Origin of the sequence: Pseudomonas sp. W5-36, assembly GCF_046540455.1 — a bacterium.
Lineage (GTDB): Bacteria > Pseudomonadota > Gammaproteobacteria > Pseudomonadales > Pseudomonadaceae > Aquipseudomonas > Aquipseudomonas graminis_B.
The window spans coordinates 133,312-158,261 of the sequence record NZ_JAXCIQ010000002.1 but is presented as its reverse complement, the minus strand read 5'-3'; the positions used below and the strand labels follow the sequence as shown (position 1 = coordinate 158,261).

Sequence of the window (24,950 nt, the reverse complement as noted above, 5' to 3'; positions counted from 1 at the left end):
GAAGGTGAAAAGAAGGGAATTGTTACTTTTCGGTGCGAACGCCCCAGCTCAGTGCATGACTGGGGTAACAGAAGAGTTATTTACGGAGCCACTGACCTGTGGAGGCGAGCTTGCTCGCGAAGCGGTTCATACATCCGCAAAATCTCCTGCTGATGTACTGCCATCTTCGTGAGCAAGCTCACTCCCACAGGGCCAGTGTCTGCAGCGCGATACCGTTGTGTCTGGACTCAATCAGTGCTGGGCCAGCTTGCTGCGCAACAGCCACACCCCGGCCAGCGCCGACGCGATCGAGCCCAGCAACACGCCCACTTTCACTTCATCGATCAGATGCGCTGCGCCCGGGAAGGCCAGGTTGCCGATGAACAGACTCATGGTGAACCCGATGCCGCAGAGCAGGGCCACGCCATACAGCTGGGGCCAGTTGCTGCCTTCCGGCAGTGTCGCCAGCCCGGACCGGATCGCCAGCACCGCGGCGAGAAACACGCCGATCTGCTTGCCGACAAACAGCCCCAGCGCCACACCCAGCGGCACCGGGTCGACCAGATTGCCGAGAGTAATGCCCGACAGGGACACGCCCGCATTGGCAAATCCAAAAATCGGCACCACCGCGAACGCCACCCAGTAGTGCATTTTCTCTTCAAGAAACAGCAGCGGCGAGCGGGCTTCTTCCTTGCGTGTGCCCAGCGGAATGCACAGCGCCAGGGCTACACCCGCCAACGTTGCATGCACGCCTGACTGCAGCACAAAGAACCACAACAACAGGCCGAGCAGCAGGTATGGCAGCAATCGCTGCACGCCCATGCGGTTCATGATCACCAACACGGCCAGCGTCGCGAAGGAGGCGCCCAGCATCGGCATGTTCAGGCCGGTGCTGTAGAACAGCGCGATGATGGTGACGGCGCCCAGGTCATCGAGAATCGCCAGCGCGGCCAGAAACACCTTCAGCGACGTTGGCACCCGCTTGCCCAGCAACGACAGCACGCCAAGGGCGAAGGCGATGTCAGTGGCTGCCGGGATCGCCCAGCCGCTCATGGTTTCGGCGTTGCCCATGTTGACGCCGATGTAGATCAGCGCCGGCACCAGCATGCCGCCCGCTGCCGCGAAACCGGGCAGCGCACGCTGACCCCAACTGGCGAGACCGCCGGCCAATACTTCGCGTTTGATTTCCAGGCCGACCATCAGAAAGAAGATCGCCATCAGCCCGTCGTTGATCCACAGCTCGATCGACAACCCGCCCCAGACACTGTGCAGTGCGGCGAAATACGAGGGGGCGAGGGGGGAGTTGGCGACGATGATCGCGGCGAGGGCGGCGCCCATCAGCACAAGGCCGCCCGCCGACTCCGATGCAAGGAAACTGGCAAGAATGGCGAGGGCTCGTGGGCTTTCTTTATTGTCGTTGAGCATCGTCATGGTCGTCCTTGTGCTGGCGAAAAAAACGCAATCTAACACAGGCACGGCTGGACTCAGACGCGCGACAGCTCGATCACGCACACGCGGCTGGGGCGCGGGGCGTAGAGCACCGCTTCCACGAGCGCGCCCGGGGCGTTCTCCAATTGTAAGCAGTCATGTTTTTCGAGCATTTGCGGGGGGTGCTCGCCGATATTGGCGGCCATCTGCTCGGCGGTGCTGAACACCACGAACACGTCAGCCGAACTGAAAAACCGCTGGGGCTGCATCACGTCGATCCACTGCAGGCGCGCGCGGTAACGGGCTGGCGAATAGATCAGGTTGAAGTCGCGGATCGGGCCGTCGAGCAGCGTGCACGACACCGCGCTGTCGCCGCTGAACGCGAACGGGTCGGACGGCAGCAGTGGCTCGCTGTCCTTCCCATCGATAGTCAGCGTCATGCCTGCACCTTGCAGCACGGTGATGATGCGCTGATAGCCAGCGAACACCGAGAAGCCGCCCGACTCGGCGATGTCGGCAATCGACAGCCGCCAGCCGAAACCTTCCAGGCCTTCGCCGGCATCGCGGGTGATTTCCTCGGTGCTGCCGCCGCCGTTTTTCCAGGGCATTCGCGGGTAGTCCGCAGCGCGCAGAACAGTCAGTTGAGTCATTTGCTGAAGCGTCCTTCCAGGCGGTGGCGTGAGCCGGGATGAATCAGGCGGGCAGCAGTCACCGGCTGGCGGCCGGACCAGGTGCGCCGACGCACCAGCAGGCACGGTTCGCCCTTTTCGATCTGCAGCAATTTACACTCGTCGGGCTCGGCGAGAATCGCCTCGACCACGTGCTCGCCTTCGGTCAGCGGCGCGACTTGGGAAAGGTAGGCGTAGGGCGTTTGTTGGGTGAAGTCCTGCTGCAGGTAGTCCGGCGCGACGAGGGCGTTGACGAAACGGTCTTCGATTTGCACGGGAATATCGTTTTCGAAATGCACGATCAGCGAGTGAAACACGCGCTGGCCTTCACGCATGTCGAGCGCCAGCGCGCGTTCGGAACCGGCGGCTTCTTCGGTGAGAATGATGACCTGGCAGGTGTGGACATGTCCGCGAGCGGCGATCTCATCGGCAATGTTATGCACTTCGAACAGCGCGGATTGAGTCTTGGGCTCGGCGACGAACGTACCGACGCCTTGCATGCGCACCAACATCCCTTCGGCGGTCATCTCGCGCAGGGCGCGATTGATCGTCATGCGGCTGAAGCCCAGTTGCGTCACCAGTTCGCTCTCGGACGGCACGCGGTGGTGCGGCGGCCAGGTGCCGTTCTGAATCTGCTGGGTGATCATGTGCTTCACCCTGGCGTACAGCGGCGCCGGACTGTCACCCATCTGGGAAGCCAGCGGCAAATTGGCAGGCGGAGTCGGCACGGAGAAATCCTTGTTATGGCGTTATTCAGGCGAGAGAGGTTACAGCGTCCACGCTAACCATTAACACGTGTGCCGACAAGCGCGGCGCAGTTTACCGGCCATGTAAACGTCTGTATATGTATAGACAATTTCACGCGAGGGGTGCCGAGTCATGTCCGTTTTCTTTGCCGAACGCGCGTTGTTGCCCACCGGCTGGGCCAGCAACGTACGTTTCGAGGTCGGTGCCGATGGCCTGCTGAGCCAGGTGCAGACCGACGCCGAACGTGGTGACGCCGAGTGGCTCAACGGGCCGGTCGTGCCGGGCATGCCCAACCTGCACTCCCACGCTTTTCAGCGCGCCATGGCCGGTCTGGCAGAAGTGGCCGGCCATCCCAATGACAGTTTCTGGACCTGGCGCGACCTGATGTATCGCCTCGTCGGGCAGATCAGTCCCCGGCAGCTCGGCGTTATCGCGCGGCAGCTGTACATCGAGATGCTCAAGGGCGGTTTTACCTCGGTCGCGGAGTTTCACTACGTCCATCAGGACACCAGCGGCAAGCCCTACGCCGACCCCGCCGAGCTGGCGCTGCAGGTCAGTCAGGCGGCGAGTTCGGTCGGCATCGGTATGACCCTGCTGCCGGTGCTCTACAGCCACTCGGGGTTTGGCGGCCTGACGCCGAACGAGGGGCAGCGCCGGTTCATCAACAGCACCGACAGCTACCTGGATTTGCAGTCCCGCCTGAAGCCCGTCATTGCCGCGCAACCCGCCCAGGCGCTGGGGCTGTGCTTTCATTCGCTGCGCGCCGTGACCCCGCAGCAGATCAGCGACGTAACCGCCGCCAGCGACCCCCATTGCCCGATCCACATTCATATCGCCGAGCAGCAGAAGGAAGTCGATGACTGTCTGAGCTGGAGCGGTCGCCGGCCGCTGCAGTGGCTGTATGAAAACGTCGAGGTCGATGGGCGCTGGTGCCTGGTGCATGCGACCCATGCCGAGCCGGACGAAGTGGCATTGATGGCGCAAAGTCATGCGATCGCGGGGCTGTGCCTGACCACAGAGGCAAATCTGGGCGACGGGATATTCCCGGCGGTGGATTACATCGCACAAGGCGGGCGTTGGGGCATTGGTTCAGACAGCCATGTGTCGCTGAGCGTGGTCGAGGAGTTGCGCTGGCTGGAATACGGCCAACGTCTCCGCGATCAGCGTCGTAATCGTCTGTACCGGCCGGATCAGCCGATGGTCGGACGTACGCTGTACGACGCGGCGCTGGTGGGCGGTGCGCAGGCGATGGGGCAACCGGTGGGCGCGTTGGAGGTGGGCAAGCGTGCAGACTGGCTGGTGCTCGACGGCAACGATCCGTATCTCGCGACGGCGTCCGGCGATGCCATTCTCAATCGCTGGCTGTTCGCCGGAAGTGATCGTCAGATCAGGGATGTGATGGTCAATGGCCGCTGGGTGATCCGCGACGGCCACCATGCCGATGAAGGGCAGAGCAGCCGTGCGTTCGCTCAGGTGTTGCGGGAGTTGCTGGGCTGAGTCAGTCCGCAGCCTTGCCTACTTTCGAGTCCGCTACCCGCCAGATCAGCTTGGTCGTGTCGTAACCCTGTTGCTGCGCTTTCATCAGCAGGTCGTTGCGCACCCCATCCGGCACGTGAGGCGTGCGCGACAGCAGCCACAGGAACTTGCGGCTCGGGCTGCCCACCAGCGCCACTGTGTAGTCGGGGCTCACGTACAGCACCCAGTAATCGCCCTTCGCCACGCCCGGGAAGAGGTTCGAGAACCAGTTATCGAACACGACCCACAGCTTATCGGTCTTGCCCTGAATCTGCGGTGAAGCGGTCCCGGTTGCCTGCTCCCACTTGCCCTCCATGGTGCGGCAACGGTTGGTGACGGCAATGTTCCCGTCAGCCTTCAGCGTGTAATGCGCTTCGGACTGCGCACAGTTGCGCTGGAAGAACATCGGCAGCCGCGCCACCTCGTACCAGGTGCCTTGATAGCGCTTGAGATCAACATGATCAACCGTCTTAGGCGCCATGGATTCGCTTTCAGGCTTGACCGCACAGCCAGCCAGCCAAACTGCCGCTATCGCCACGGCGCCGAGCTTCAGTGCCTGACGAATATTCATTCAAGCCCCTGCGCTGAGAACAGTACGACCTTGTCGGCGGCGTACTGGACGCTGATGAACGTCTTCGCATCGCCCCACGTGCAGCTGGACATCCCCAACGCGCCGGAGCACTCGGTTGGACTGCCGAGCAATTGCTCGACCTGCGCCTTGGGCATGCCGGCCGTGATTTTCGAGTAGTTTTCCTGAGTGACCTTGCTGCAGGCCGCCAGCAGAACGCAGAACGACAACACCGCGAGAGTGCGCAAAGACATGAGATGAAACTCCTGAATCGAGGGAGAGAGCAGCGTCGCAGCGCCGACCTGATGCCGCAAGCTTAGAAGAAAAAAGGGGAGGACGGCTTCCGAAGGAAGAGGATTTCCGGCTCGTTCGGGCAACCGCGCGTTCGCGCGGCAAACACAAAGCCTGTGGGAGTGACCGAGGTGGCGCTCCCACACGAGCGGCTGCAGCTCTCAGAAAAATGGCCGCCAAAGGCGGCCATTCAGAACCTTATTCCTTGTGATACGCCGTTGCGCGTTCCACTTCTTCTTTCGAACCCAGGAACACAGCAACACGCTGGTGCAGGCCTTCGGGCTGAATGTCGAGGATGCGCTGATGGCCGTCGGTCGACGCGCCGCCGGCTTGTTCAACCAGGAACGACATCGGGTTGGCTTCGTACATCAGGCGCAGCTTGCCCGGCTTGGAAGGCTCGCGGGAATCGCGCGGGTACATGAACAGACCGCCACGGGTCAGGATGCGGTGGACGTCGCCCACCATCGCCGCGACCCAACGCATGTTGTAGTTCTTTTTCAGCGGGCCGTCTTCGCCCGCCAGCAGCTCTTCGACGTAGCGCTTGACCGGGGCTTCCCAGTGACGCTGATTGGACATGTTGACCGCGAATTCCTGAGTGGACTCCGGGATCTTGATGTCTTCGTGGCTGAGGACAAAGCTGCCCATCTCACGGTCCAGGGTGAAGCCTTTGACGCCGTCACCCAGGGTCAGCACCAGCATGGTCTGCGGGCCATAGATGGCGTAACCGGCGGCGACTTGCTGAGTGCCAGGCTGCAGAAACGCCTTCTCGTTCAGCGCTTCGTTCTGGCTCAGGTACTCGTTCGGGCAACGCAGCACCGAGAAGATCGTGCCGACCGGCGCGTTGATGTCGATGTTGGACGAGCCGTCCAGTGGGTCGAACACCAGCAGGTAGGCGCCTTTCGGGTATTTGCCGGGGATCTGGTAGGCGTTGTCCATTTCTTCGGACGCCATGCCCGCCAGGTGACCACCCCATTCGTTGGCTTCGAGCAGAATCTCGTTGGACATCACGTCCAGTTTCTTCTGCACTTCACCCTGCACGTTCTCAGTGCCCATGCTGCCAAGCACGCCGCCCAGGGCGCCTTTGGATACCGCGTGGCTGATCTCTTTGCACGCGCGCGCCACGACTTCAATCAGAAAGCGCAGATCGGCAGGGGTGTTGTTGGTGCGGGTCTGCTCGATCAGATAACGACTCAAGGTAACGCGGGACATGGAGAGCTCCGAAATGGGGGATAAAAACGCGCACAGTCTAGCGTGAGCGGAAATTTAATACTGCCTGTCAGACCGGGTAGGTAGTGATTCAGTTCACGGGCTACATCCTGGTGGGACCGGCTTTAGCCGGGAATAGGCCAGTGTGAACACCACAAATCCTGCAGCGTGACGACCGACGCCTTCCCGGCTGAAGCCGGTCCCACAAGGGATCGCCGTACCCAGTCGCATCGGTTGTACGTTAAGCGTAACGCGATCGGGGTGACGAATTGGCGGGCATCGTCTGCAATTTTTTCGATGCCGGGACGATTCAGCGTCATCACCCCGACACTTATAATTTGGCGCGTTGTTTTGCGCGTTACTTGCTACGCGACCCGCGCAGTGTGCCAAGCGCCATCCATGCCAGAAAAATCACCCCGAGTATCAGCACGGCCCACAGACCGATGCGCTTCATGTCGGGACCACTGGCCTCCACGGGCGCTGCCGGAGCAACCGGCGCCACAGGTGTCGCGGCCATGGACGCGCTGCCCAGTGCTGCCAGCTTCTCCGGGCTGACACCGGGAATCAGCGTCGCCAGTGGCAACGCCGCGCTTTTCACCGTGGCGTTGCCGACGGCCAGGCTGTAAGGCGGCGCGCCGCGACCGAGGAACACCAGTTGCGTGGCGCGCACGGCAAAGCTCAGCGTCGGCGCGTCATTGCCCAGGCCGCCGCCGCGGTCATCGACCTCAAGTTTAAGCTGCTGCACGACATTGCCCGGCAGCTCCATTTCGTCCTGCACAACGTCCTGACCGTTCTGGCTGAGCCGATAAAGCAGGCCGTTGTCGATCAACTCCCACGCTGCGTTGCTGTCACGACGCCCATAGAGCGTGGCAGGCGCGAGGCTGTTGGGTTGCGCGATGTCGATCCGCATGCGTTCCAGCGGCAGGGCCACCGGCAGTTGCCACACATACACGCCAGGTTTTTCGACGCGGCCATTGATGGCCGGCGACCAGCTCAACGGCAGCACGCCGGGCTGCGTGCTGATCAGTTGCACGGCGTTCAGCGTCGGCGCGGACAGGGGCGATTTCCAAAGCAGACGCAGATAGCGGGCGCTGCGCCCCGGCAGATTGACGACGCGCTGCTCAACCAACTCTTCAGCAAATGACAGCCTCGCGACCTGACCCTCGCCCCAGCGCTGCCAGTGCTGGAGGTCGTCGCTGGCCTCGATGCTGAACCGCTGAAAGCCGTCGCGCTCGCTGCTCCAGTCCAGAATCAATTGATCCAGCGGCGCGTTGATCGCGCTGGTGTCGAGCAACCAGCCGCGCAGAATCTCTTCGCCCGCCTCGATCTCACCCTGGGGCTGCACCTCCACCAGCGTGCCGTTGGGCGTTCGCTCGACGCGGATTTTCGGCTCGGCGTCTTTCGCGGCATCACTGTTGTACAGCGGGAACCACTTCACCGAGACCGGGCTTGCGTCGGCTGCACGCTGGGGCGGGCTTTGGGTGATTGCGTAGGGTTGGGCCTGGCCGTCTGCGTTGAAAACGCGCACATCGTTGAGAGTGCTCTGGCGCGCGTTCAACTGCACGCCGAGGGGCAATTCCAGCCGATACCAGGGCCCTTCGCCGCTGACGGTCAGCGGCGCATGGGTGGTGAAATCATCCGGCAGATCCTCCGCCTGGCTGAGCGGGGCCGCGCACAGCAGCGAGCCCAGCAACGGGGCAAGCAGGGCGGCCTTGATGACGAACTGACGACTCAACTGAACACTCCTTACGCGCTTCATTTCGATGCCCGGTCCGCCGCGTCGGCGTCGGTCAGACCCTCGCTTCGAGCTGGATGCCGGGGCGGCAGGGGGGCGAAATATCCCACCACCAGCAACAGAACGCCAACGCCGATAAAGGAAATGATCCGCTCCAGACCGCCACGATTGCTCAGCTCGACGAAGAACAGTTTGGCCACGACGACCCCGATCAGTGCGGCGCCGGCAATCCACAGGTCCCGACGCGCGCGCAGATGGCCGCCGATCATCAGCGCCAGCGCGGTCAGCGTCCAGACGATGGAAAGCCCGGCCTGCACACGCATCGATTCAAACAGCGCGTCGGGGTGCCAGGCCACGCCGGCCCAGTGATGGGCCGTGCGCAGCACCATGGCGGTGATCAGAGCGAACAGCGATGCGCCGGCAATGACCAGCGCCGCTTTCTGAGCACGCCCCTCGCTGACGCCCAATTGCGGAAGTTGCTGGCGGGTCCAGCTGACGATGCCGGTCAGCGTGATCAACAGGCCCAGTTCCAGCGGGTTCAGCAATGGAAGATAGGGCAGGGGGTCGGCAGCGCCTTCGCTGAACCCGTTCGCCAGCCAGAACCAGGCGAGCATCAATGCAGCCAGCGGCGCCGCAGCCCAGACGCGGTACTCACGCGGATACGCACTGACAGGCCAGAGCCACGTGCGGGAAGCCGTCATCGCCAGCAAGTACAGGCTCGGCAGCAACGCCCAGCCCAGCCAGCGCCAAGCGTTATACGCCTCCGACAACACCAGCAGTCCGTAACGAAGTTGCAGCGAGAAAACGCTGATGATCAGCCAGCAGCCGATCACATGGGCCCCGATACGCAGGCGCGGGAGCAGCAGTTTGTCGAGCTTCTTCAAGGACCACAGGTGAACCGCAATCACCGCGAGCCAGCCCAGCCAGCCCCAATCGGCGGCAGGGTTGTAATAGGCGTTGAAACTCATCAGCACGAGCAACACAGCGCTCATCGGCGTCAGCAGCGTCGTCAGCTGTGCGATCCCCGTCCAGTTCAGGCGCAGGGCTGCCATGGTCCACAGCCCAACGCTAACGGCGCCCAGCACCAGCAACGTCGAGAACACGTTCGGGCCTGCTACGTAGTCAGTCATGATGAACAGCGCTACGGACCACCAAAGCGTTCCCCACATCAGCAACGCAGGTTGCAATACACGCTTGCTTAGCGACAGACGCAAAGTCCCGATGCGCTCCACGGAGAACGCGCTGACCAGACCAGCGAGTGCGATGATCAAGGGGGTCCAGAAATCCCCCTGATTGAACGTCGGCACATACCAGCGCCCGACCACGCCCAGAAACGCGATTCCCGCGCCCAGTTGCAGCAGCAGGCCGAAACCCCGTGCCAGCAAGCGGTTCTGACGCATGCCGAGCCAGAACACCGCCGCGCCTTCGACCGCCCAGGCGACCGTCGTCCATTGCGCGCTGAGGCCGAGGGGAATCGCCAGCGTGCCGAAGACAACGCCCAGCGACAGGCACGTTTCGACCAGCAGCAACGCCCGACCCGGTGCGCGCCCGGCCAGGAACCGAGCGATGCCCATGTACAGCAAGCCCAGCGCCAGTGCGCTCAACGCAGCGCCGAATTCGATGTGTTGAACGAGCGCGTACTGCAGGCCGAAGCCGACGATGGGTGTGCCGAACAACAGGCTGCCGTCGACGTAGTGGGTCTGACGCGAGGACCCGCGCAGGGTGGCTTCCCGGCTGTCGTCGTCGGGCCCGGCGGCGTGTTCTTGCAGCGTGCGCCGGGCGAACAGCAGGCCGATGGCCAGGTACATCAGGAAGAACAGGATCAGGAAGGGTTCCGTGCTCCAGAACAGCTCGGGCGTGTACGCGCCCATGCCCCAGGCGAAGCCGATGCCGAACGTGCCGATGAAGCCGATCAGGTTCAGCGGGCGCCAGGCCTTGAACCACGCGATGGCGAAAATCCCGGCGTTGAGCAGGGCGAAATAACTGAACAGCGCGACGTGACTGCCGTCGCCGGAGGATGTCAGCAGCGGCGCGGCAAATCCGCCCAGAGCGGCGACGCAGGCGAGGGCCAGAGAGTTTTGCGTGACGGCGAGAATGGCCGAAAACACGGTGACCGCCACCAGCAGGCTGAATGCCATCCCCGGCGCCAGCAAGGTGTGGACTTTCATGGCGGCGAACACGGTCAGGTACAGCACCGCGACGCCCGTCCCCTGCAGCATCAGCGCGAAGGATTCATTGCGATGCCGCAGCCCCCAACCCAACCCCAGCAGCGTCAAGGCTGCCCCCGCGACACCGGCATAACGGGCTTCGATCGGGACGACCATACCTTCGGTGGCGTAGCGCAGCAGGAACGCCAGGCCGAGAAACAGCAATACGACGCCGACCCGCAGCACGGTGTTGCCACCGAGCAGCCAGTTTTTTGCGCGCATGAAGGCGCTGTCGAACAGGTTTTGCTCGGCAGGGGTGGGCTGGGTTGAAGCGGGCAGGGAGGCGGATGCAGCAGCGGGCGCGTAGCTCGGGGCTGTGGGTGATGGCGCCGGTGCAGGGCGACTCCATTCCGAATCGCCAACGTCCGAGGCGGCCGGCTCGAGGTCCGGTAGATCCCACAGCAGCTCCGGGCCATCGTCTGCGATGGGCTGAACATTCAACGGCGCGGACACGGGTGCATCCGGCACCTGGGCGGCGGCGGAATCCAGCTGGCTGAGGCGTTGTTGTACGGCGTCGAGGTCCTGCCGGGTCTTGGCAAGTTCGGCTTTCTGCACGGCGGTTTCCCGCGTCAAGGCACTCAGCCGGAAGCTCAAGCCCGCCGCCAGGCCAATGACCGCCCCGACCGCGCCGCCCAACAGCGACCCATCAAGAAGCGCTCCGATCACCAGACCGGCCAGCAGAAGAATCCATTGCACGCGACGACATCCCTTTTCAGCCGATCAACGGCGATGGCGAAAAGTATATCGGGCGTCAGGAAAGGGGAAACATTTTGTGTTGGGGAGGGGAGCCTAGTGGAAAAGGACTGCGGTGGAAGTGCGGAGGAAGGGGGATTGGTGGAAGGGGACTGATTTATTTACAACGCTTCACCGTAAATTAATCTGTCCCCGCCCAAGCGTTTCTGGTGAATGAAAGTAAGTCTTCGCGAGCAAGCTCGCTCCCACAGGATTTGCATCTGCCTCGAAACCGAGCGGTGTGGCCGGGGTGGAAGCGGGGTGGAAGGGGACTGATTTATTTACAACGCTTTACCGTAAATTAATCTGTCCCCGGCCAGGCATTTCTGGTGAATGAAAGTAAGTCTTCGCGAGCAAGCTCCCACAGGATTTGTACTTGCTGCGAGAGCGAGCGGTCACATCGAGGTGATCGTCTCGGCTGAGACAATCACCTCACACGCCCTTAATCCAGCGCGTTCCAGATTTCGGTCGCGTACTCGCGGATGGTCCGGTCCGAAGAGAACCAGCCCATGCGCGCAGTGTTGAGCACCGCCGAACGCCACCATTCTTTCGAATCGTGCCAGCGCGCTTCGACCTTGGCTTGGGCGTGCCAGTACGACTCGAAGTCAGCGCAGACGAAGAAGCGGTCGTAGTTGATCAACTGATCGATCAGCCCGGCGTAGCGATACGGATCATCCGGCGAGAACACCCCGCCGCGGATCGCTTGAAGCACGTCATTCAAACGCCCGGACGCCGCGATGTCCTGATGCGCGTTGAACTCACCGGCATGCTTGCGCGCTTCGACTTCCTGCGAGGTCATGCCGAAGATGAACATGTGCTCCAGACCGACCTGCTCGCTCATCTCCACGTTGGCGCCGTCGAGGGTACCGATGGTCAGTGCACCGTTGAGGCCGAACTTCATGTTGCTGGTGCCGGACGCTTCCAGGCCCGCCGTGGAAATCTGCTCCGACAAATCCGCCGCCGGAATGATGCTTTCCGCCAGGCTGACGTTGTAGTTGGGCATGAACACCACTTTCAAACGGCCGCGCAACGTCGGGTCATTGTTGACCGTGCGCGCGATGTCGTTGGTCAGCTTGATGATCAGCTTGGCCGAGTGATAACTGGCCGCCGCCTTGCCGCCGAAGATCTTCACGCGCGGCACCCAATCGGTGCTCGGGTCGGCACGCATGGCCTGATACAGCGCCACGGTGTGGAACAGGTTCAGCAACTGACGCTTGTACTCGTGGATGCGCTTGACCTGTACGTCAAACATCGCCTCGGGGTTAACCACGATGCCCATGCGTTCCTGAATGATCGAGGCCAGGGCTTTCTTGCTTTGCAGGCGTTGAGCGGCAAACTCCTGCTGGAACCGTGGGTCTTCAGCCAGCGGCTCCAGTTTCAGCAGCGCGGTTTCGTGGTTGTCGAGTACCTGCTCGCCGAGCTCGTTGACCAGCATGGAAGTGAGTTGCGGGTTGGACTGGAACAGCCAGCGGCGGAAGGTGATGCCGTTGGTTTTGTTGTTGATGCGGTCCGGGTGCAGCTTGTGCAGATGAGCGAAAACGGTCTTGCGCATCAGCTGCGTGTGCAGCGCCGACACACCGTTCACACTGTGTGAGCCAAGGAACGCCAGGTTACCCATGCGCACGCGACGGCCGTTGTCTTCTTCGATCAGCGAGACGGCGCGCAACAGGTCGAACAGGCCAGGATCGTCTTTGAAGTCCAGGCGGACCTTGTCGATGTGCTGGGCGTTGATCATGTAAATGATCTGCATGTGGCGCGGCAGCATGCGTTCCATCAGGCCGACCGACCAGGTTTCCAGCGCTTCAGGCAGCAGCGTGTGGTTGGTGTACGCCAGGGTGCCGACGGTGATGCGCCAGGCTTCATCCCATTCCACGTCGTGCAGGTCGATCAGGACGCGCATCAGCTCCGCCACGGCGATCGACGGGTGGGTGTCGTTCATCTGGATGGCAACGTGTTCCGGCAGGCTGCCGATGCTGTAGCCCATGTTCTTGTGGCGGCGCAGCAAATCCTGCAGCGACGCCGAGACGAAGAAGAATTCCTGACGCAGGCGCAGTTCCTGGCCCGCTTCGGTGCTGTCGTTTGGATACAGCACACGGGAAATACTTTCGGCCCGCACTACTTCCGCCACCGCACCGACGTGGTCGCCGGCGTTGAAGCGTTCCAGATGCAGGTCTTCCACGGCGCGCGCACGCCACAGGCGCAGCGTGTTCACCGCTTTGCCGCGCCAGCCCACGACGGGCGTGTCGTAAGCAATCGCGCGAACGGTTTCGCCTGCGGTCCAGACCTGACGGGTTTCGCCCGAGGCGTCCAGCACAGGCGCGCCGGCTGCATCAAGCAGAGGCTGCACGCTGCCGCCGAAGCCGATCTGGTAAATCACTTCAGGACGTTCGAATTCCCACGGGTTACCAAAGTCCAGCCAATTCTCGGTCTGCTCCTGCTGCCAGCCATCGACGATGGCCTGACGGAAGAGGCCGTGCTCGTAACGAATGCCGTAGCCATGGCCCGCAATGCCGAGGGTCGACATGCTTTCCATGAAGCAGGCGGCCAGACGACCGAGGCCGCCGTTGCCCAGTGCAGCGTCAGGCTCCAGCGAGCGAATCTGCTCCAGGTCGACGTTCAGGCCTTTCAACGCTTCGCGCGCGGTTTCGAGGATGCCCAGGTTACTCAGGCTGTCGAACATCAGACGGCCGATCAGGAACTCGAGGGAAAGGTAATAGACACGCTTTTTTTCCTGCCGATAGACGTAGCGCGTGTGGTTCATCCAGCGCTCGGCCATTTTGTCGCGAGTCGCCAGCGCGATGGCCATGAACCAGTCATGGTCGAAGGCATGGTCGGGGTCTTTACCGACGGCATACTCGAGTTTGTTCAGCACAGCTTCTCGGAAGGCTGCCACTTCAGCGTCACGAACGTTGGGTTCCGGAGACATCGGGTACGACCTCAAGTTGGTTTGACGATTAAATGGGTGGGTTGACTGTAGGGCGTGTCATTGGTTATTTCCTCCCGGTCGGACGGAAAATACGCGGTTGCACAACCCTCGGTTCGACTCGAACAAGCTACCCCGGTTCGCCGTCATTGCACATCGAAGGCAATTCTCTGGCGCATTCCCCCGTATCTGGAGAGCCTTGCATTGATCGTTCCACTCTGGCGTTGATCTTGCTCATGTTTTGCTGTCAGCGGGCATGTGCCTGTGAAACAGGGGATAACAGTTGGCCGGAATGAGGCGGGCATGTTCATTCGCCGATTCAGGTTTATGATGCCCAACGGCAGATAGACCGCAGCCCCTGAACTGGACTTTTGGAGCACCTATGCAGACTTTGTACCCGCAGATCAAACCTTACGCCCGGCACGATCTGGCGGTGGAAGAGCCGCATGTACTGTATGTCGATGAAAGCGGCTCGCCGGACGGCCTGCCCGTCATATTCATTCACGGGGGGCCGGGTTCGGGATGCGATGCACAGAGCCGCCGTTATTTCGATCCTAATCTCTATCGCATCATCACCTTCGATCAGCGCGGCTGCGGTCGTTCAACGCCACATGCCAGCCTGGAAAACAACACCACCTGGCACCTGGTCGATGACCTCGAACGCATCCGCACCCACCTGGGCATCGACAAATGGGTGGTGTTCGGTGGCTCGTGGGGTTCGACGCTCTCCCTCGCCTACGCGCAGAAGCACCCGGATCGGGTCCATGCTTTGATCTTGCGCGGCATCTTTTTGAGCCGGCCCCAGGACATCAAGTGGTTCTACCAGGAAGGCGCGAGCCGGCTGTTCCCGGATTACTGGCAGGACTACATGGCGCCGATCCCGCCGGACGAGCGCCACGACGTGCTCGCCGCATTCCACAAACGCCTCACCGGCAATGATCAGATCGCCCAGATGCACGCCGCCAAGGCGTGGTCGACATGGGAAGGGCGCACCGCCACATTGCGTCCGAACCCGCAGGTGGTCGATCGCTTCACCGAACCCCATCGCGCCTTGTCCATTGCGCGCATCGAATGCCATTACTTCACCAATGGTGCGTTCCTCGAAGAAAACCAGCTGATTCGCGACATGCCGAAAATCGCCCATCTGCCTGGCATCATCGTCCATGGCCGCTACGACATGATCTGCACGCTGGACAACGCCTGGGAGCTGCACCAGGCGTGGCCGAACAGTGAACTGCAGGTCATCCGCGAAGCCGGTCACTCGGCGTCCGAGCCAGGCATCACCGATGCGCTGGTGCGGGCGGCGTCAGAAGTGGCGCGCCGTTTGCTGGATCTGCCGCCGGAAGAGGCATAAATGAAGGCCTTGCTTCAGCGCGTTTCCCAGGCGCGCGTCGACGTTGCCGGCCAGACCATTGGTGCGATTGATCAAGGTTTAATGGTCCTGATTGGCATCGAGCCTCAAGACACGCCGGCCAGCGCCGACAAGATGTTGCACAAGCTGCTTAACTATCGGGTATTCAGTGACGCCGACGGGAAGATGAATCTTTCGTTAATCGACGTTAATGGCGGATTACTGCTGGTCTCTCAGTTCACACTGGCGGCAGATACCAAGAGCGGGATGCGGCCGAGCTTTTCAAAAGCTGCACCCCCGGCCCTCGGCGCCGAGCTGTTTGGCTATTTGGTGACGAAGGCCAAAAGCTCCCACGAGACGGTGGAAACGGGCCAGTTCGGTGCAGATATGCAGGTGCACCTGATCAATGATGGCCCTGTGACATTTTTGCTTGAAACCTGAGCGCCCCGGTCTTTTTGATGGCCCCGGATTTACTGGCTTCAAACGCAATAAATAGTTTGCGTCCCCTGATGCGTTGTAACGCGAGCTACTGGATAATCGCGCGCTACAAGGACGGGCCAAAGCCCGTTAAATCGGTAAAACGCAGACTGGTCCGGCACCGCTTGGGGAATCATTGGCCCCTTTTGGAGTCGGAACAGTGCTCGCCAACCCGGCATTTGATAGCTGGCCGTTGGTTTCTTCATCTGTTTTCGGCGAGGGTTGCTCGTGATTGTTAGTCCATGTAATGCACCAAAGAACCCGGGCGGGCGCTTGCGCAGCGCGCTGCTGGCAGGGTCGGCTTTGTTTTGTCTGTTCGGCGCCAGTCAGCTCTGGGCGTTCGATCTAGACGACGTGGCGACAAAGGCCAAAGATCTGGCCGGACAGAAATTCACCGCGCCGAAGAGCAATCTTCCGGCCGAATTCCGCGACATGAAGTTCGCGGACTATCAAAAGATCCGCTTCCTGCAAGACAAAGCCGAATGGGCGAATGACAAGACCCCGTTCAAGGTGTCGTTCTACCACCAGGGCATGCACTTCGACACCCCGGTCAAAATCAACGAAGTCACCGCCAACTCCGTCAACGAGATCAAGTACGACCCGACTCGTTTCGATTTCGGTGACGTGAAGTTCGATCCCAAGTCGACCGAGAACCTGGGCTACGCCGGTTTCCGCGTCACCTACCCGATCAACAAAGACGACAAGCAAGACGAAATCATGACCATGCTGGGCGCGAGCTACTTCCGCGTCATCGGTAAAGGTCAGGTTTACGGTTTGTCTGCGCGCGGGATGGCGATCGACACCGCCATGCCATCAGGTGAGGAATTCCCTCGCTTCACCGAATTCTGGATCGAGAAGCCAAGCCCGGATGACAACCATCTGGTCATCTTCGCCTTGCTCGACTCCCCTCGCGCCACCGGCGCTTACAAGCTGACCCTGCGTCCGGGCACCAACACACTGGTTGATGTCCAGTCGCGCATGTACTTGCGTGACAAGGTCGGCAAATTGGGCGTTGCGCCGCTGACCAGCATGTACCTGTTCGGCGCCAATCAGCCGTCGAAAGTCCTGAATTACCGTCGCGAGCTGCACGACTCCAGCGGTCTGTCGATCCAGGCAGCCAATGGCGAGTGGATCTGGCGCCCGCTGAACAACCCTAAACACCTCTCGGTCAGCAGCTTCTCCGTAGAGAACCCGCGCGGCTTCGGTCTGCTGCAACGTGGCCGCAACTTCAGCCATTACGAGGATCTGGATGACCGCTACGACAAACGTCCAAGCGCCTGGATCGAGCCTAAGGGCGATTGGGGCAAGGGCACCGTTGACCTGGTCGAGATCCCGACTGCTGACGAAACCAACGACAACATCGTTGCGTTCTGGAAGCCGGAAACCCAGCCAGAGCCGGGTCAGTCGATTGACTTCAACTACCGTCTGCACTGGACCATGGATGAGGATGCCATTCACTCGCCAGATCTGGGCTGGGTCAAGCAGACCCTGCGCTCGACGGGTGACGTGAAGCAGTCGAACCTGATTCGTCAGCCGGACGGCAGCGTTGCCTACCTGGTGGATTTCGTTGGCCCGACCCTCGCCAAGCTGGGCGAAGATCCGTCGATCCGCAGTCAGGTCATCACCGATGACAACACCGATCTGGTCGAGAACAACCTGCGCTACAACCCGGTGACCAAAGGCTGGCGTCTGACGCTTCGCCTGAAGGTCAAGGATCCGGGCAAGGCGGTTGAAATGCGTGCTTACCTGCTGCGCGAAACCCCTGCCGAGCCAGGCAAGGAGCCAGCGGTCATCACTGCCGACAAGTCGGACAAGAAGCCGGCCGCCAAGGCTGATGCCAAGGCTGCTGTTGCTGCGGCGCCAGTGGTTGCTGCACCGAAGGACGAGAAAGCTGAACTCGTTAAGACCGATGCCTTGAAGGCCGGCGATGCGAAAGACGCGAAAGACATGAAGGACGCTAAAGGCCCTAAAGCCGACAGCAAAGATGCCGCCAAGTCGGCCGAAGCTACCAAGGTAGCCGAAGCCAAGTCGGATGAGGCTTCCAAGCCTGAAGCCGCACTGGGCGACGCTGCCAAGGCCAACAAAGGCATGAAAGAGACCCCGCAGCCAGCGGTAGAGGCTGCATCCACCCAACAGGGGCCGGCCATGATTCAACAAATCCTGACCGAAACCTGGAGCTACCAGTTGCCAGCCGATGAGTAATTCACACGCGGTGCCAGAGCCTTTGAATGAGTCTCTCAGCGAGTACCTGGCGCATCTGCCGATGACCGACGCGCAGCGGGCAGAACTTGCCAGCTGCACCTCGTTCGCTGAGCTGCACGAACGCCTTTCGGCGCAAACCGTCGCTGACCCTGCCGAGGCCTCCCAGGCCTCGGTGGGTCGTCGCCTGACCCTGACGACCGCTGATGAGCTGCACGAAGCCGAGATGCTGAGTGTCGACGCCAGCGGCCGCGTTGTCCTGAAAGCCACGCCGCCGATTCGTCGGACCAAAGTCGTGCCGGAGCCGTGGCGGACCAACATCCTGCACCGCGGCTGGCGTCGACTGACCGGCAAGAGCAATCCGCCGCCGCCCAAGGACGATCTGCCACGCGATCTGCCGAAGGCGCGCTGGCGCACTGTCGGTTCGATCCGTCGCTATATTCTCTTGATCCTCATGCTGGGGCAGACCATCGTCGCCGGCTTCTACATGAAGGGCATCCTGCCGTATCAGGGCTGGTCACTGGTTTCATTCGACGAAATCAGTCATCAAACCCTGTGGCAGACCGCTGTTCAGGTCATGCCGTATGCGCTGCAGACCAGCATCCTGCTGTTGTTCGGGATTCTGTTCTGCTGGGTGTCGGCCGGTTTTTGGACCGCGCTGATGGGCTTCCTCGAACTGCTCACTGGCCACGACAAGTACCGTATTTCCGGTGCCAGCGCGGGCAATGAGCCGATTGAAGCGGGTGCGCGCACTGCACTCGTGATGCCGATCTGCAACGAAGACGTGCCTCGCGTATTCGCCGGTCTGCGGGCGACGTTCGAATCGGTCAAAGCCACAGGCGATCTGGACCGCTTTGACTTCTTCATTCTCAGCGACTCCAACGAAACCGACATTTGTGTGGCCGAGCAACAAGCCTGGCTGGACGTGTGCCGTGAAACCGGTGGTTTCGGCAAGATCTTCTATCGTCGTCGCCGCCGTCGCGTTAAGCGCAAGAGCGGTAACCTCGATGACTTCTGCCGTCGCTGGGGCGGTGAATACCGCTACATGGTCGTGCTTGACGCTGACTCGGTCATGAGCGGCGAATGCCTTACCAGCCTCGTGCGTTTGATGGAAGCGACGCCGGACGCCGGTATCATCCAGACCGCGCCGCGTGCCTCGGGCATGGACACGCTGTATGCACGCATGCAGCAGTTCGCGACCCGGGTGTACGGCCCGTTGTTCACCGCCGGCCTGCACTTCTGGCAGTTGGGTGAATCCCACTACTGGGGTCATAACGCGATCATCCGCATGAAACCGTTCATCGAGCACTGCGCCCTCGCGCCGCTGCCGGGGAAAGGTGCTTTTGCCGGCGCTATTCTATCCCACGACTTCGTCGAAGCCGCGCTCATGCGCCGTGCGGGCTGGGGCGTGTGGATTGCCTACGACCTGCCGGGCAGTTACGAAGAGCTGCCGCCGAACCTCCTGGATGAGCTCAAGCGTGACCGTCGCTGGTGCCACGGTAACCTGATGAACTTCCGCCTGTTCCTGGTGAAAGGCATGCACCCGGTGCACCGTGCGGTGTTCCTGACCGGCGTGATGTCCTATCTGTCGGCTCCGTTATGGTTCTTCTTCCTGGTGCTGTCGACCGCGCTGCTGGCGGTGAACACGCTGATGGAACCGACGTACTTCATGGAACCGCGCCAGCTGTATCCGTTGTGGCCACAGTGGCACCCGGAAAAAGCCGTTGCGTTGTTCTCCACGACCGTCGTGCTGTTGTTCCTGCCGAAACTGCTCAGCGTGATCCTGATCTGGGCCAAGGGCGCAACCGGTTTTGGTGGCCGCATCAAGGTCACCCTGTCGATGCTGCTGGAAATGCTGTTTTCCATGCTGCTGGCGCCGGTGCGCATGATCTTCCACACCCGCTTCGTACTGGCCGCGTTCCTGGGCTGGGCTGCGACGTGGAACTCGCCGCAGCGTGATGATGACTCGACGCCGTGGAGCGAAGCGGTCAAACGTCACGGGCCGCAGACGCTGCTGGGCTTCTGCTGGGCGCTGCTGGTGGCCTGGCTGAACCCGAGCTTCCTGTGGTGGCTGGTGCCGATCGTGGGTTCGTTGATGCTGTCGATCCCGGTGTCGGTGATTTCCAGCCGCACGAATCTGGGCCTGAAAGCGCGCGACACCAAGCTGTTCCTGATCCCGGAAGAGCACACGCCGCCGCAAGAGCTGGTGTCCACTGACAAGTACACCCACGAAAACCGCTGGCACGCGTTGAACGACGGTTTCATCCGTGCGGTGGTCGATCCGCAGCAGAACGCCCTGGCCTGCGCGCTGGCGACCTCTCGCCATCGCGAGGCCGAGCCGATCGAGTGGATGCGTGTCGAGCGTGTGCGTCACGCGATCAAAGGTGGCCCTGAGCTCCTGAACAACCACGAACGCCTGCAATTGCTCAGCGATCCGGTTGCGCTGGCTCGGTTGCACGAACTGGTCTGGAGCGAAGGCAATTCCGCTTGGCTCAATGCCTGGCGCGCGTCGGTGGAAGCCGATCCCCATGCGCCGCTGCTGCCTTTGCAGCCAGCGACCCATGTGAATGACGCGACCCTCGTCAACGCCTGATTCATACGCTGAACAAAACGCCGCCGAAGAGTGATCTTCGGCGGCGTTTTTGTTTGGGCCGGGCCCTTGTGTAGTAGGACCGGCTTTAGCCGGGAAGAGGCCTGCGCGTGTGCTATTAATTCTGCGATGTGAATGCACACGCCTTCCCGGCTAAAGCCGGTCCTACAACTCGACGTCGCAGCCGGTTTCGCTTTAACTCACCCGAAACTTCCCGACCATCTCCTGCAGCTGCACACCCAGCCGCGCCAGTTCGATGCTCGACGCGGCCGTCTCCTCGCTGGACGCTGCGGTTTGCTCGGACACATCCCGAACGTTCAGCACACTGCGGTTGATCTGCTCCGCCACGCTGCTCTGTTCCTCGCCCGCCGCGGCGATCTGCTGGTTCATCGTCTGAATCGTCGACACCGTCCGTGTGATGTGTCCCAACGCGCTGCCGGCCTGGCGACTCAACTCCACGCTGCTGTCGGTCAGGGTTCGGCTGGCATCGAGGGTCATCACCACTTGCTGGGTGCCGCTTTGCAGCGCCGCGATAAGCACTTCGATTTCCTCGGTGGATTCCTGGGTGCGCTGGGCCAGTCCGCGAACCTCATCGGCAACGACCGCAAAACCGCGTCCCGCTTCGCCTGCCCGGGCGGCTTCGATCGCTGCGTTCAAAGCCAGCAGATTGGTCTGCTGCGACACTGACTTGATGACGTCGAGCACACCGCCGATCTTGTCGCTCTCCAGCTTCAGCTTGCCCATGGCTTCGGTGGAATTATTCACCTCCAGCGCCAGGCGCTCGATCTGCGCGATGGCGTCGTTGACAACCTTGTCGCCGTCCCGTGCCTGCTGATCAGCGTGCCGCGCCGCCTCGCTGGCTTCTTCGGCATTGCGGGCCACTTCCATCACGGTCGAGGTCATCTGGTTCATCGCCGTCGCGACGCAGTCCGTTTCGTCTTTCTGGCTGTTGACGCCCACGCTGGTCTGCGCCGTGACAGCGGACAGTTGCTCGGCCGCGCTGGCGATCTGGGTCACGCCGTCGCTGATGCCACTGATGAGCTTGCGCAGGCTCAGGGTCATCTCCTGCATGCTGCGCTGAAGCATGCCCATCTCGTCGCGGCGGCCGAGCTCCAGGTCCTGACTCAGATCACCTTGGGCGATGCGCGCCGCCGCACTCAAGGTCAGCCGTAGCGGCGCGATGATCTGCTGGGTGATCAGCCACGCCGCGAGCAGGCCCAGGAGCATCGCCAGCCCGGCCACGCCACTGAGCGTCTGCCGCGACTGAGTGGCTTCGGCATCACGCCGCTGGCCTTGCAGCGCGGTGATCTCGCCGGTCGAGGTGAGGAGGCTCTCGCTCAGCGCCTCCATGGACTCCTGGGCCGCTTCAACCTTGACCTGCAGGTCTTTGAACTGGCCCATGTGCTCGCGGTACTTGAGCAGCGTCTTACGCGCCGTGAGCAATTCACTGACGTTGCCATCGGCTTGATCGCTGGCGATCTGCTCGACCTCCTTCAGCGCTTCGTCGATGGCGGTAATGGCGGCAATTTCATAGGACTCTTTACCGCTGAACACGTACGCCTGAACTTCGTAACGGGCGTTCTGCACTTGCTCGCGCAATTGCTGGATGTTGGTGAACTCACCGAGGCGCTCGCTGCTGTCCTGCTCTTGGCTGACGGCTTTCAAGACCTCGCTTTCCACCTGGCCGATGGACTTGATCGCCTCGTCCGAGAGAACCGCCAGCTGCGCACGCGAGTCGGCTCGCGCACTCAACAGCGTGGTCAGATCGGCAAAGGTGGCTTCGAGCGCCCTGACCGTGTCGCTTTGGCTGTTGAGCAGCTTGAGGATGTCGGCGGGAGGAGCATCGTCGCGCAGCACAACCAGATGCGCTTCGATTTCATTGATGCGGGCAACGACGCGCGAGGCGCTGTCAGCAGTGTTTTCGACCCGAAAGACGATGCGCTCGGCGCGCAGGTCCTTGGTCATCGCGTTGAGCTGAGCGATGGAGGTCAGTGACTCCGAGCGCTCGATCATCGTGTCGAGCCCATGCCACCCGGTCAGGGTAATGGCCAGGGTCAGAAGCAGAACCAGGCCAAAGCCCAGCGAGAGTTTGAGTTTGACGCTGGTGTTGGCCAGCGCCCGGTTGATGCGTTGCAACATGATGCGTCTCCTGCGGATGGGCGATAAACGCGCATCGGCAGGGGAGGCGGAGGCGTGACCTGATCAGGTCGTAGGAGATTTCCGAGGGGCGGGAAGGGGTGACGCGTGTCACAGATTCCGCCCCTATTGGAGGCTTTGCCGGCAGGCCGGTGGCTGATGCGGGTGCGAGCCGGGCAAGCGGATCAGATCCGGAAGCGACTCACCAGCCCTTGCAGATGGCTGCCCAGTCGCGCCAGCTCGACGCTCGACGCGGCAGTTTCCTCGCTGGCGGCGGAGGTCTGTTCCGACACGTCGCGCACGTTGAGCACGCTGCGGTTGATCTCTTCGGCCGTAGCGCTTTGCTCCTCGGCCGCGGCGGCGATCTGCTGGTTCATGGATTGAATCGCAGACACGGTCCGGGTGATGTTTTCCAGTGAGGTGCCGGCGCGGCGGGTCAGTTCGACGCTGCTGACCGTCAGTTCGCGGCTGTTGTCCATGATTGTCGCGACTTGTCGGGTGCCGTTCTGCAAGCCGGAAATCAGCTCTTCGATCTCTTCCGTGGACTTTTGCGTGCGTTGCGCGAGGCTGCGCACTTCGTCTGCGACCACAGCGAATCCGCGACCGGCCTCACCCGCCCGGGCGGCCTCGATGGCCGCGTTCAGGGCAAGGAGGTTGGTTTGTTGCGCAACGGACTTGATCACGTCGAGGACGCTGCCGATCTTGTCGCTCTCGCGCTTGAGTTCGGCCATCGCCTCGGTGGAGTGACCGACCTCGGTCGCGAGGAGCTCGATCTGCGCGATGGCCTCGTTGACGACCTTGTCGCCCTCACGCGCCTGGAGGTCAGCGGCTACGGCGGCCTCGGACGCTTCTTCGGCGTTACGCGCCACTTCCTGCACCGTGGCGGTCATCTCGTGCATCGCCGTCGCTACCTGATCGGTCTCGACCTTCTGGCTGTTGACCCCGGCACTGGTCTGCTCAGTGACCGCCGACAGCTCTTCGGCCGCGCTGGCGATCTGGGTCACGCCTTCGCCGATGCCGCCGATCAATTGGCGCAGCTCCACCGTCATGCGCTGGATGCTGCCCTGCAACTGGCCAAGCTCGTCGCGCCGGTCGACGCTCAAGTTGTGGGTCAGATCACCGGACGCCACGCGCTCGACCGCAACAAGCGTCTGCCCCAGCGGCACCGTGATTTGGCGGGTGATGACCCAGGCGGCAAAAACACCGAGGATCAGGGCCACTATCGTGGCAATGCCAAGGGTCGATTGGGCCTGGCGGGTGTCTGCCTCGCGTTTGGCGTTTTGCGAAATGTTCAGTTGTTCGCTGGCGTCCAGCAGCTGTTGCCCCAGCTCGGTCATCTTGGCGAGGGCCTGAACGCTGACCAGTTGCGCTTCACGGTATTGGCCGACAGCGTCGCGATAGCCTTTGAGCGCCAGGTTGGCCTTTTGCAGCTGCGGGATGTACTGGGAGGAAACGTCGCCGGCCAGCGTGTTGACCCCGACGATGGCTTCGTCGATGGCGGCGGTGGCGGCGGTGGCGTTCTTTTCGAAATCCGGTTTGCCACTGAAGGTGTAACCGCGCACCTGGAAGCGTGCCTGCTGGATCTGTTTGCTGACATCCACCGCGCTGTTGAATTGCAGGATGTTGTCGTGCTGCAGCAACGCCTGTTCGATCTTGTTGACGGTATCGACAGCGGCGTCGGCGGACGCGCCCAAGTTGGTTCGGCTGGCTTCGCGGGTCTGGATCGCTTTGGTCATGTCGCCAAAGGCACGGCGGTATTCGCTGGCGGCCTGAGCCTGAGCGTCCATCAGTTTGAGATCGCCGATGCCTTTGACCATGCTCTGGCCGGTTTTCAGGTCAGCGTCGAGCTTGTCCAGCGCGGTCATGACCGCCGTCGCGGCTTCAGCGGTGTATTGAGCTTCATACACCATGCCTGCCGTGCGCAGATCCATCGTCCGCTCACTGATCTGCGAGATCATCCCCAGCTTGTCGCCACGCTCGATCACCGCCTTCACGCTGGACCAGCCCGTCGCCGTGATAAGTAGCGTCAGCAACAGCACAAGGCCGAAACCGACACCCAGTTTGAGACGGACGCTCATATTTCCAAGGCGTTGGGTAAACCAGCGAGACATGATGATTCCTGCGAATTTTTTTATAGACGCTTGTGCATCGGCTGTCGCGCGGCAAACTGAAGTGCTTGATGAGGACGGGAGGTAGCT

The 24,950-nt window shown here is 61.7% G+C and carries 16 protein-coding genes; 5 read left to right on the top strand and 11 right to left on the bottom strand.

Going from position 1 to position 24,950, the window contains the following annotated elements:
- Window positions 1-231: 231 nt before the first annotated feature.
- From nhaA to hutC, 3 genes are read right to left on the bottom strand one after another with little or no spacing between them, the layout of a single operon-like run.
- The gene (gene nhaA, locus SLW74_RS03535) at window positions 232-1,404 is read right to left on the bottom strand and encodes a Na+/H+ antiporter NhaA (protein ID WP_410928353.1); all 1,173 of its coding nucleotides are present in this window, start codon (window positions 1,402-1,404) and stop codon (window positions 232-234) included.
- A gap of 59 nt (window positions 1,405-1,463) precedes the next feature.
- Complete coding sequence (locus SLW74_RS03530) at window positions 1,464-2,057, bottom strand: HutD family protein (RefSeq protein ID WP_192130874.1); 594 nt, start codon at window positions 2,055-2,057, stop codon at window positions 1,464-1,466.
- Window positions 2,054-2,764 (bottom strand): histidine utilization repressor, encoded by a 711-nt coding sequence (gene hutC, locus SLW74_RS03525; RefSeq protein WP_167355769.1) that lies wholly within the window; start codon window positions 2,762-2,764, stop codon window positions 2,054-2,056. Before hutC ends, SLW74_RS03530 begins: the two co-directional genes overlap by 4 nt.
- Before the next feature lie 190 nt (window positions 2,765-2,954).
- On the opposite strand from hutC, the gene SLW74_RS03520 reads away from it, so the two are divergent.
- On the top strand, window positions 2,955-4,319 hold the full coding sequence (locus SLW74_RS03520) for a formimidoylglutamate deiminase (protein WP_410928147.1): 1,365 nt from the start codon (window positions 2,955-2,957) through the stop codon (window positions 4,317-4,319).
- A 1-nt stretch (window position 4,320) separates the two neighbouring features.
- On the opposite strand, the gene SLW74_RS03515 is transcribed toward SLW74_RS03520, so the two are convergent.
- From SLW74_RS03515 to SLW74_RS03490, 6 genes are all read right to left on the bottom strand, one after another.
- The gene (locus SLW74_RS03515) at window positions 4,321-4,908 is read right to left on the bottom strand and encodes a lipocalin family protein (protein ID WP_410928146.1); all 588 of its coding nucleotides are present in this window, start codon (window positions 4,906-4,908) and stop codon (window positions 4,321-4,323) included.
- On the bottom strand, window positions 4,905-5,159 hold the full coding sequence (bamE, locus tag SLW74_RS03510) for an outer membrane protein assembly factor BamE (RefSeq protein ID WP_065986688.1): 255 nt from the start codon (window positions 5,157-5,159) through the stop codon (window positions 4,905-4,907). The genes SLW74_RS03515 and bamE overlap by 4 nt, the downstream gene beginning before the upstream one ends.
- A gap of 235 nt (window positions 5,160-5,394) precedes the next feature.
- Window positions 5,395-6,405 (bottom strand): class 1 fructose-bisphosphatase, encoded by a 1,011-nt coding sequence (locus SLW74_RS03505; RefSeq protein ID WP_065986681.1) that lies wholly within the window; start codon window positions 6,403-6,405, stop codon window positions 5,395-5,397.
- Window positions 6,406-6,760: 355 nt separating this feature from the next.
- Window positions 6,761-8,161: a DUF3999 domain-containing protein gene (locus tag SLW74_RS03500; RefSeq protein WP_410928145.1), complete on the bottom strand. Its 1,401-nt coding sequence runs from the start codon at window positions 8,159-8,161 to the stop codon at window positions 6,761-6,763.
- Window positions 8,158-11,040, bottom strand: coding sequence for a DUF2339 domain-containing protein (locus SLW74_RS03495; protein ID WP_410928144.1), 2,883 nt, complete (start codon window positions 11,038-11,040; stop codon window positions 8,158-8,160). Before SLW74_RS03495 ends, SLW74_RS03500 begins: the two co-directional genes overlap by 4 nt.
- 478 nt (window positions 11,041-11,518) lie before the next feature.
- Window positions 11,519-14,002: a glycogen/starch/alpha-glucan phosphorylase gene (locus SLW74_RS03490; protein WP_065986675.1), complete on the bottom strand. Its 2,484-nt coding sequence runs from the start codon at window positions 14,000-14,002 to the stop codon at window positions 11,519-11,521.
- Between the two features lie 379 nt (window positions 14,003-14,381).
- Between SLW74_RS03490 and pip the strand changes: the two genes are divergently transcribed.
- From pip to mdoH, 4 genes are all read left to right on the top strand, one after another.
- Window positions 14,382-15,353, top strand: coding sequence for a prolyl aminopeptidase (gene pip / locus SLW74_RS03485; RefSeq protein WP_065986673.1), 972 nt, complete (start codon window positions 14,382-14,384; stop codon window positions 15,351-15,353).
- Window positions 15,354-15,791: a D-aminoacyl-tRNA deacylase gene (gene dtd, locus SLW74_RS03480; RefSeq protein WP_065986671.1), complete on the top strand. Its 438-nt coding sequence runs from the start codon at window positions 15,354-15,356 to the stop codon at window positions 15,789-15,791.
- A gap of 258 nt (window positions 15,792-16,049) precedes the next feature.
- Window positions 16,050-18,029 (top strand): glucan biosynthesis protein, encoded by a 1,980-nt coding sequence (locus tag SLW74_RS03475; protein WP_083233003.1) that lies wholly within the window; start codon window positions 16,050-16,052, stop codon window positions 18,027-18,029.
- Window positions 18,022-20,619, top strand: a complete 2,598-nt coding sequence (gene mdoH / locus SLW74_RS03470) for a glucans biosynthesis glucosyltransferase MdoH (protein ID WP_410928143.1) — start codon at window positions 18,022-18,024, stop codon at window positions 20,617-20,619. Before SLW74_RS03475 ends, mdoH begins: the two co-directional genes overlap by 8 nt.
- A 192-nt stretch (window positions 20,620-20,811) precedes the next feature.
- Here the strand turns inward: mdoH and SLW74_RS03465 are convergent, their stop codons facing one another.
- Window positions 20,812-22,755 carry a methyl-accepting chemotaxis protein gene (locus SLW74_RS03465; RefSeq protein ID WP_410928142.1) on the bottom strand — a complete coding sequence of 648 codons (1,944 nt, stop codon included), beginning with the start codon at window positions 22,753-22,755 and terminating at the stop codon, window positions 20,812-20,814.
- Between the two features lie 182 nt (window positions 22,756-22,937).
- Window positions 22,938-24,863: a methyl-accepting chemotaxis protein gene (locus SLW74_RS03460; protein WP_410928141.1), complete on the bottom strand. Its 1,926-nt coding sequence runs from the start codon at window positions 24,861-24,863 to the stop codon at window positions 22,938-22,940.
- Window positions 24,864-24,950: the final 87 nt, after the last annotated feature.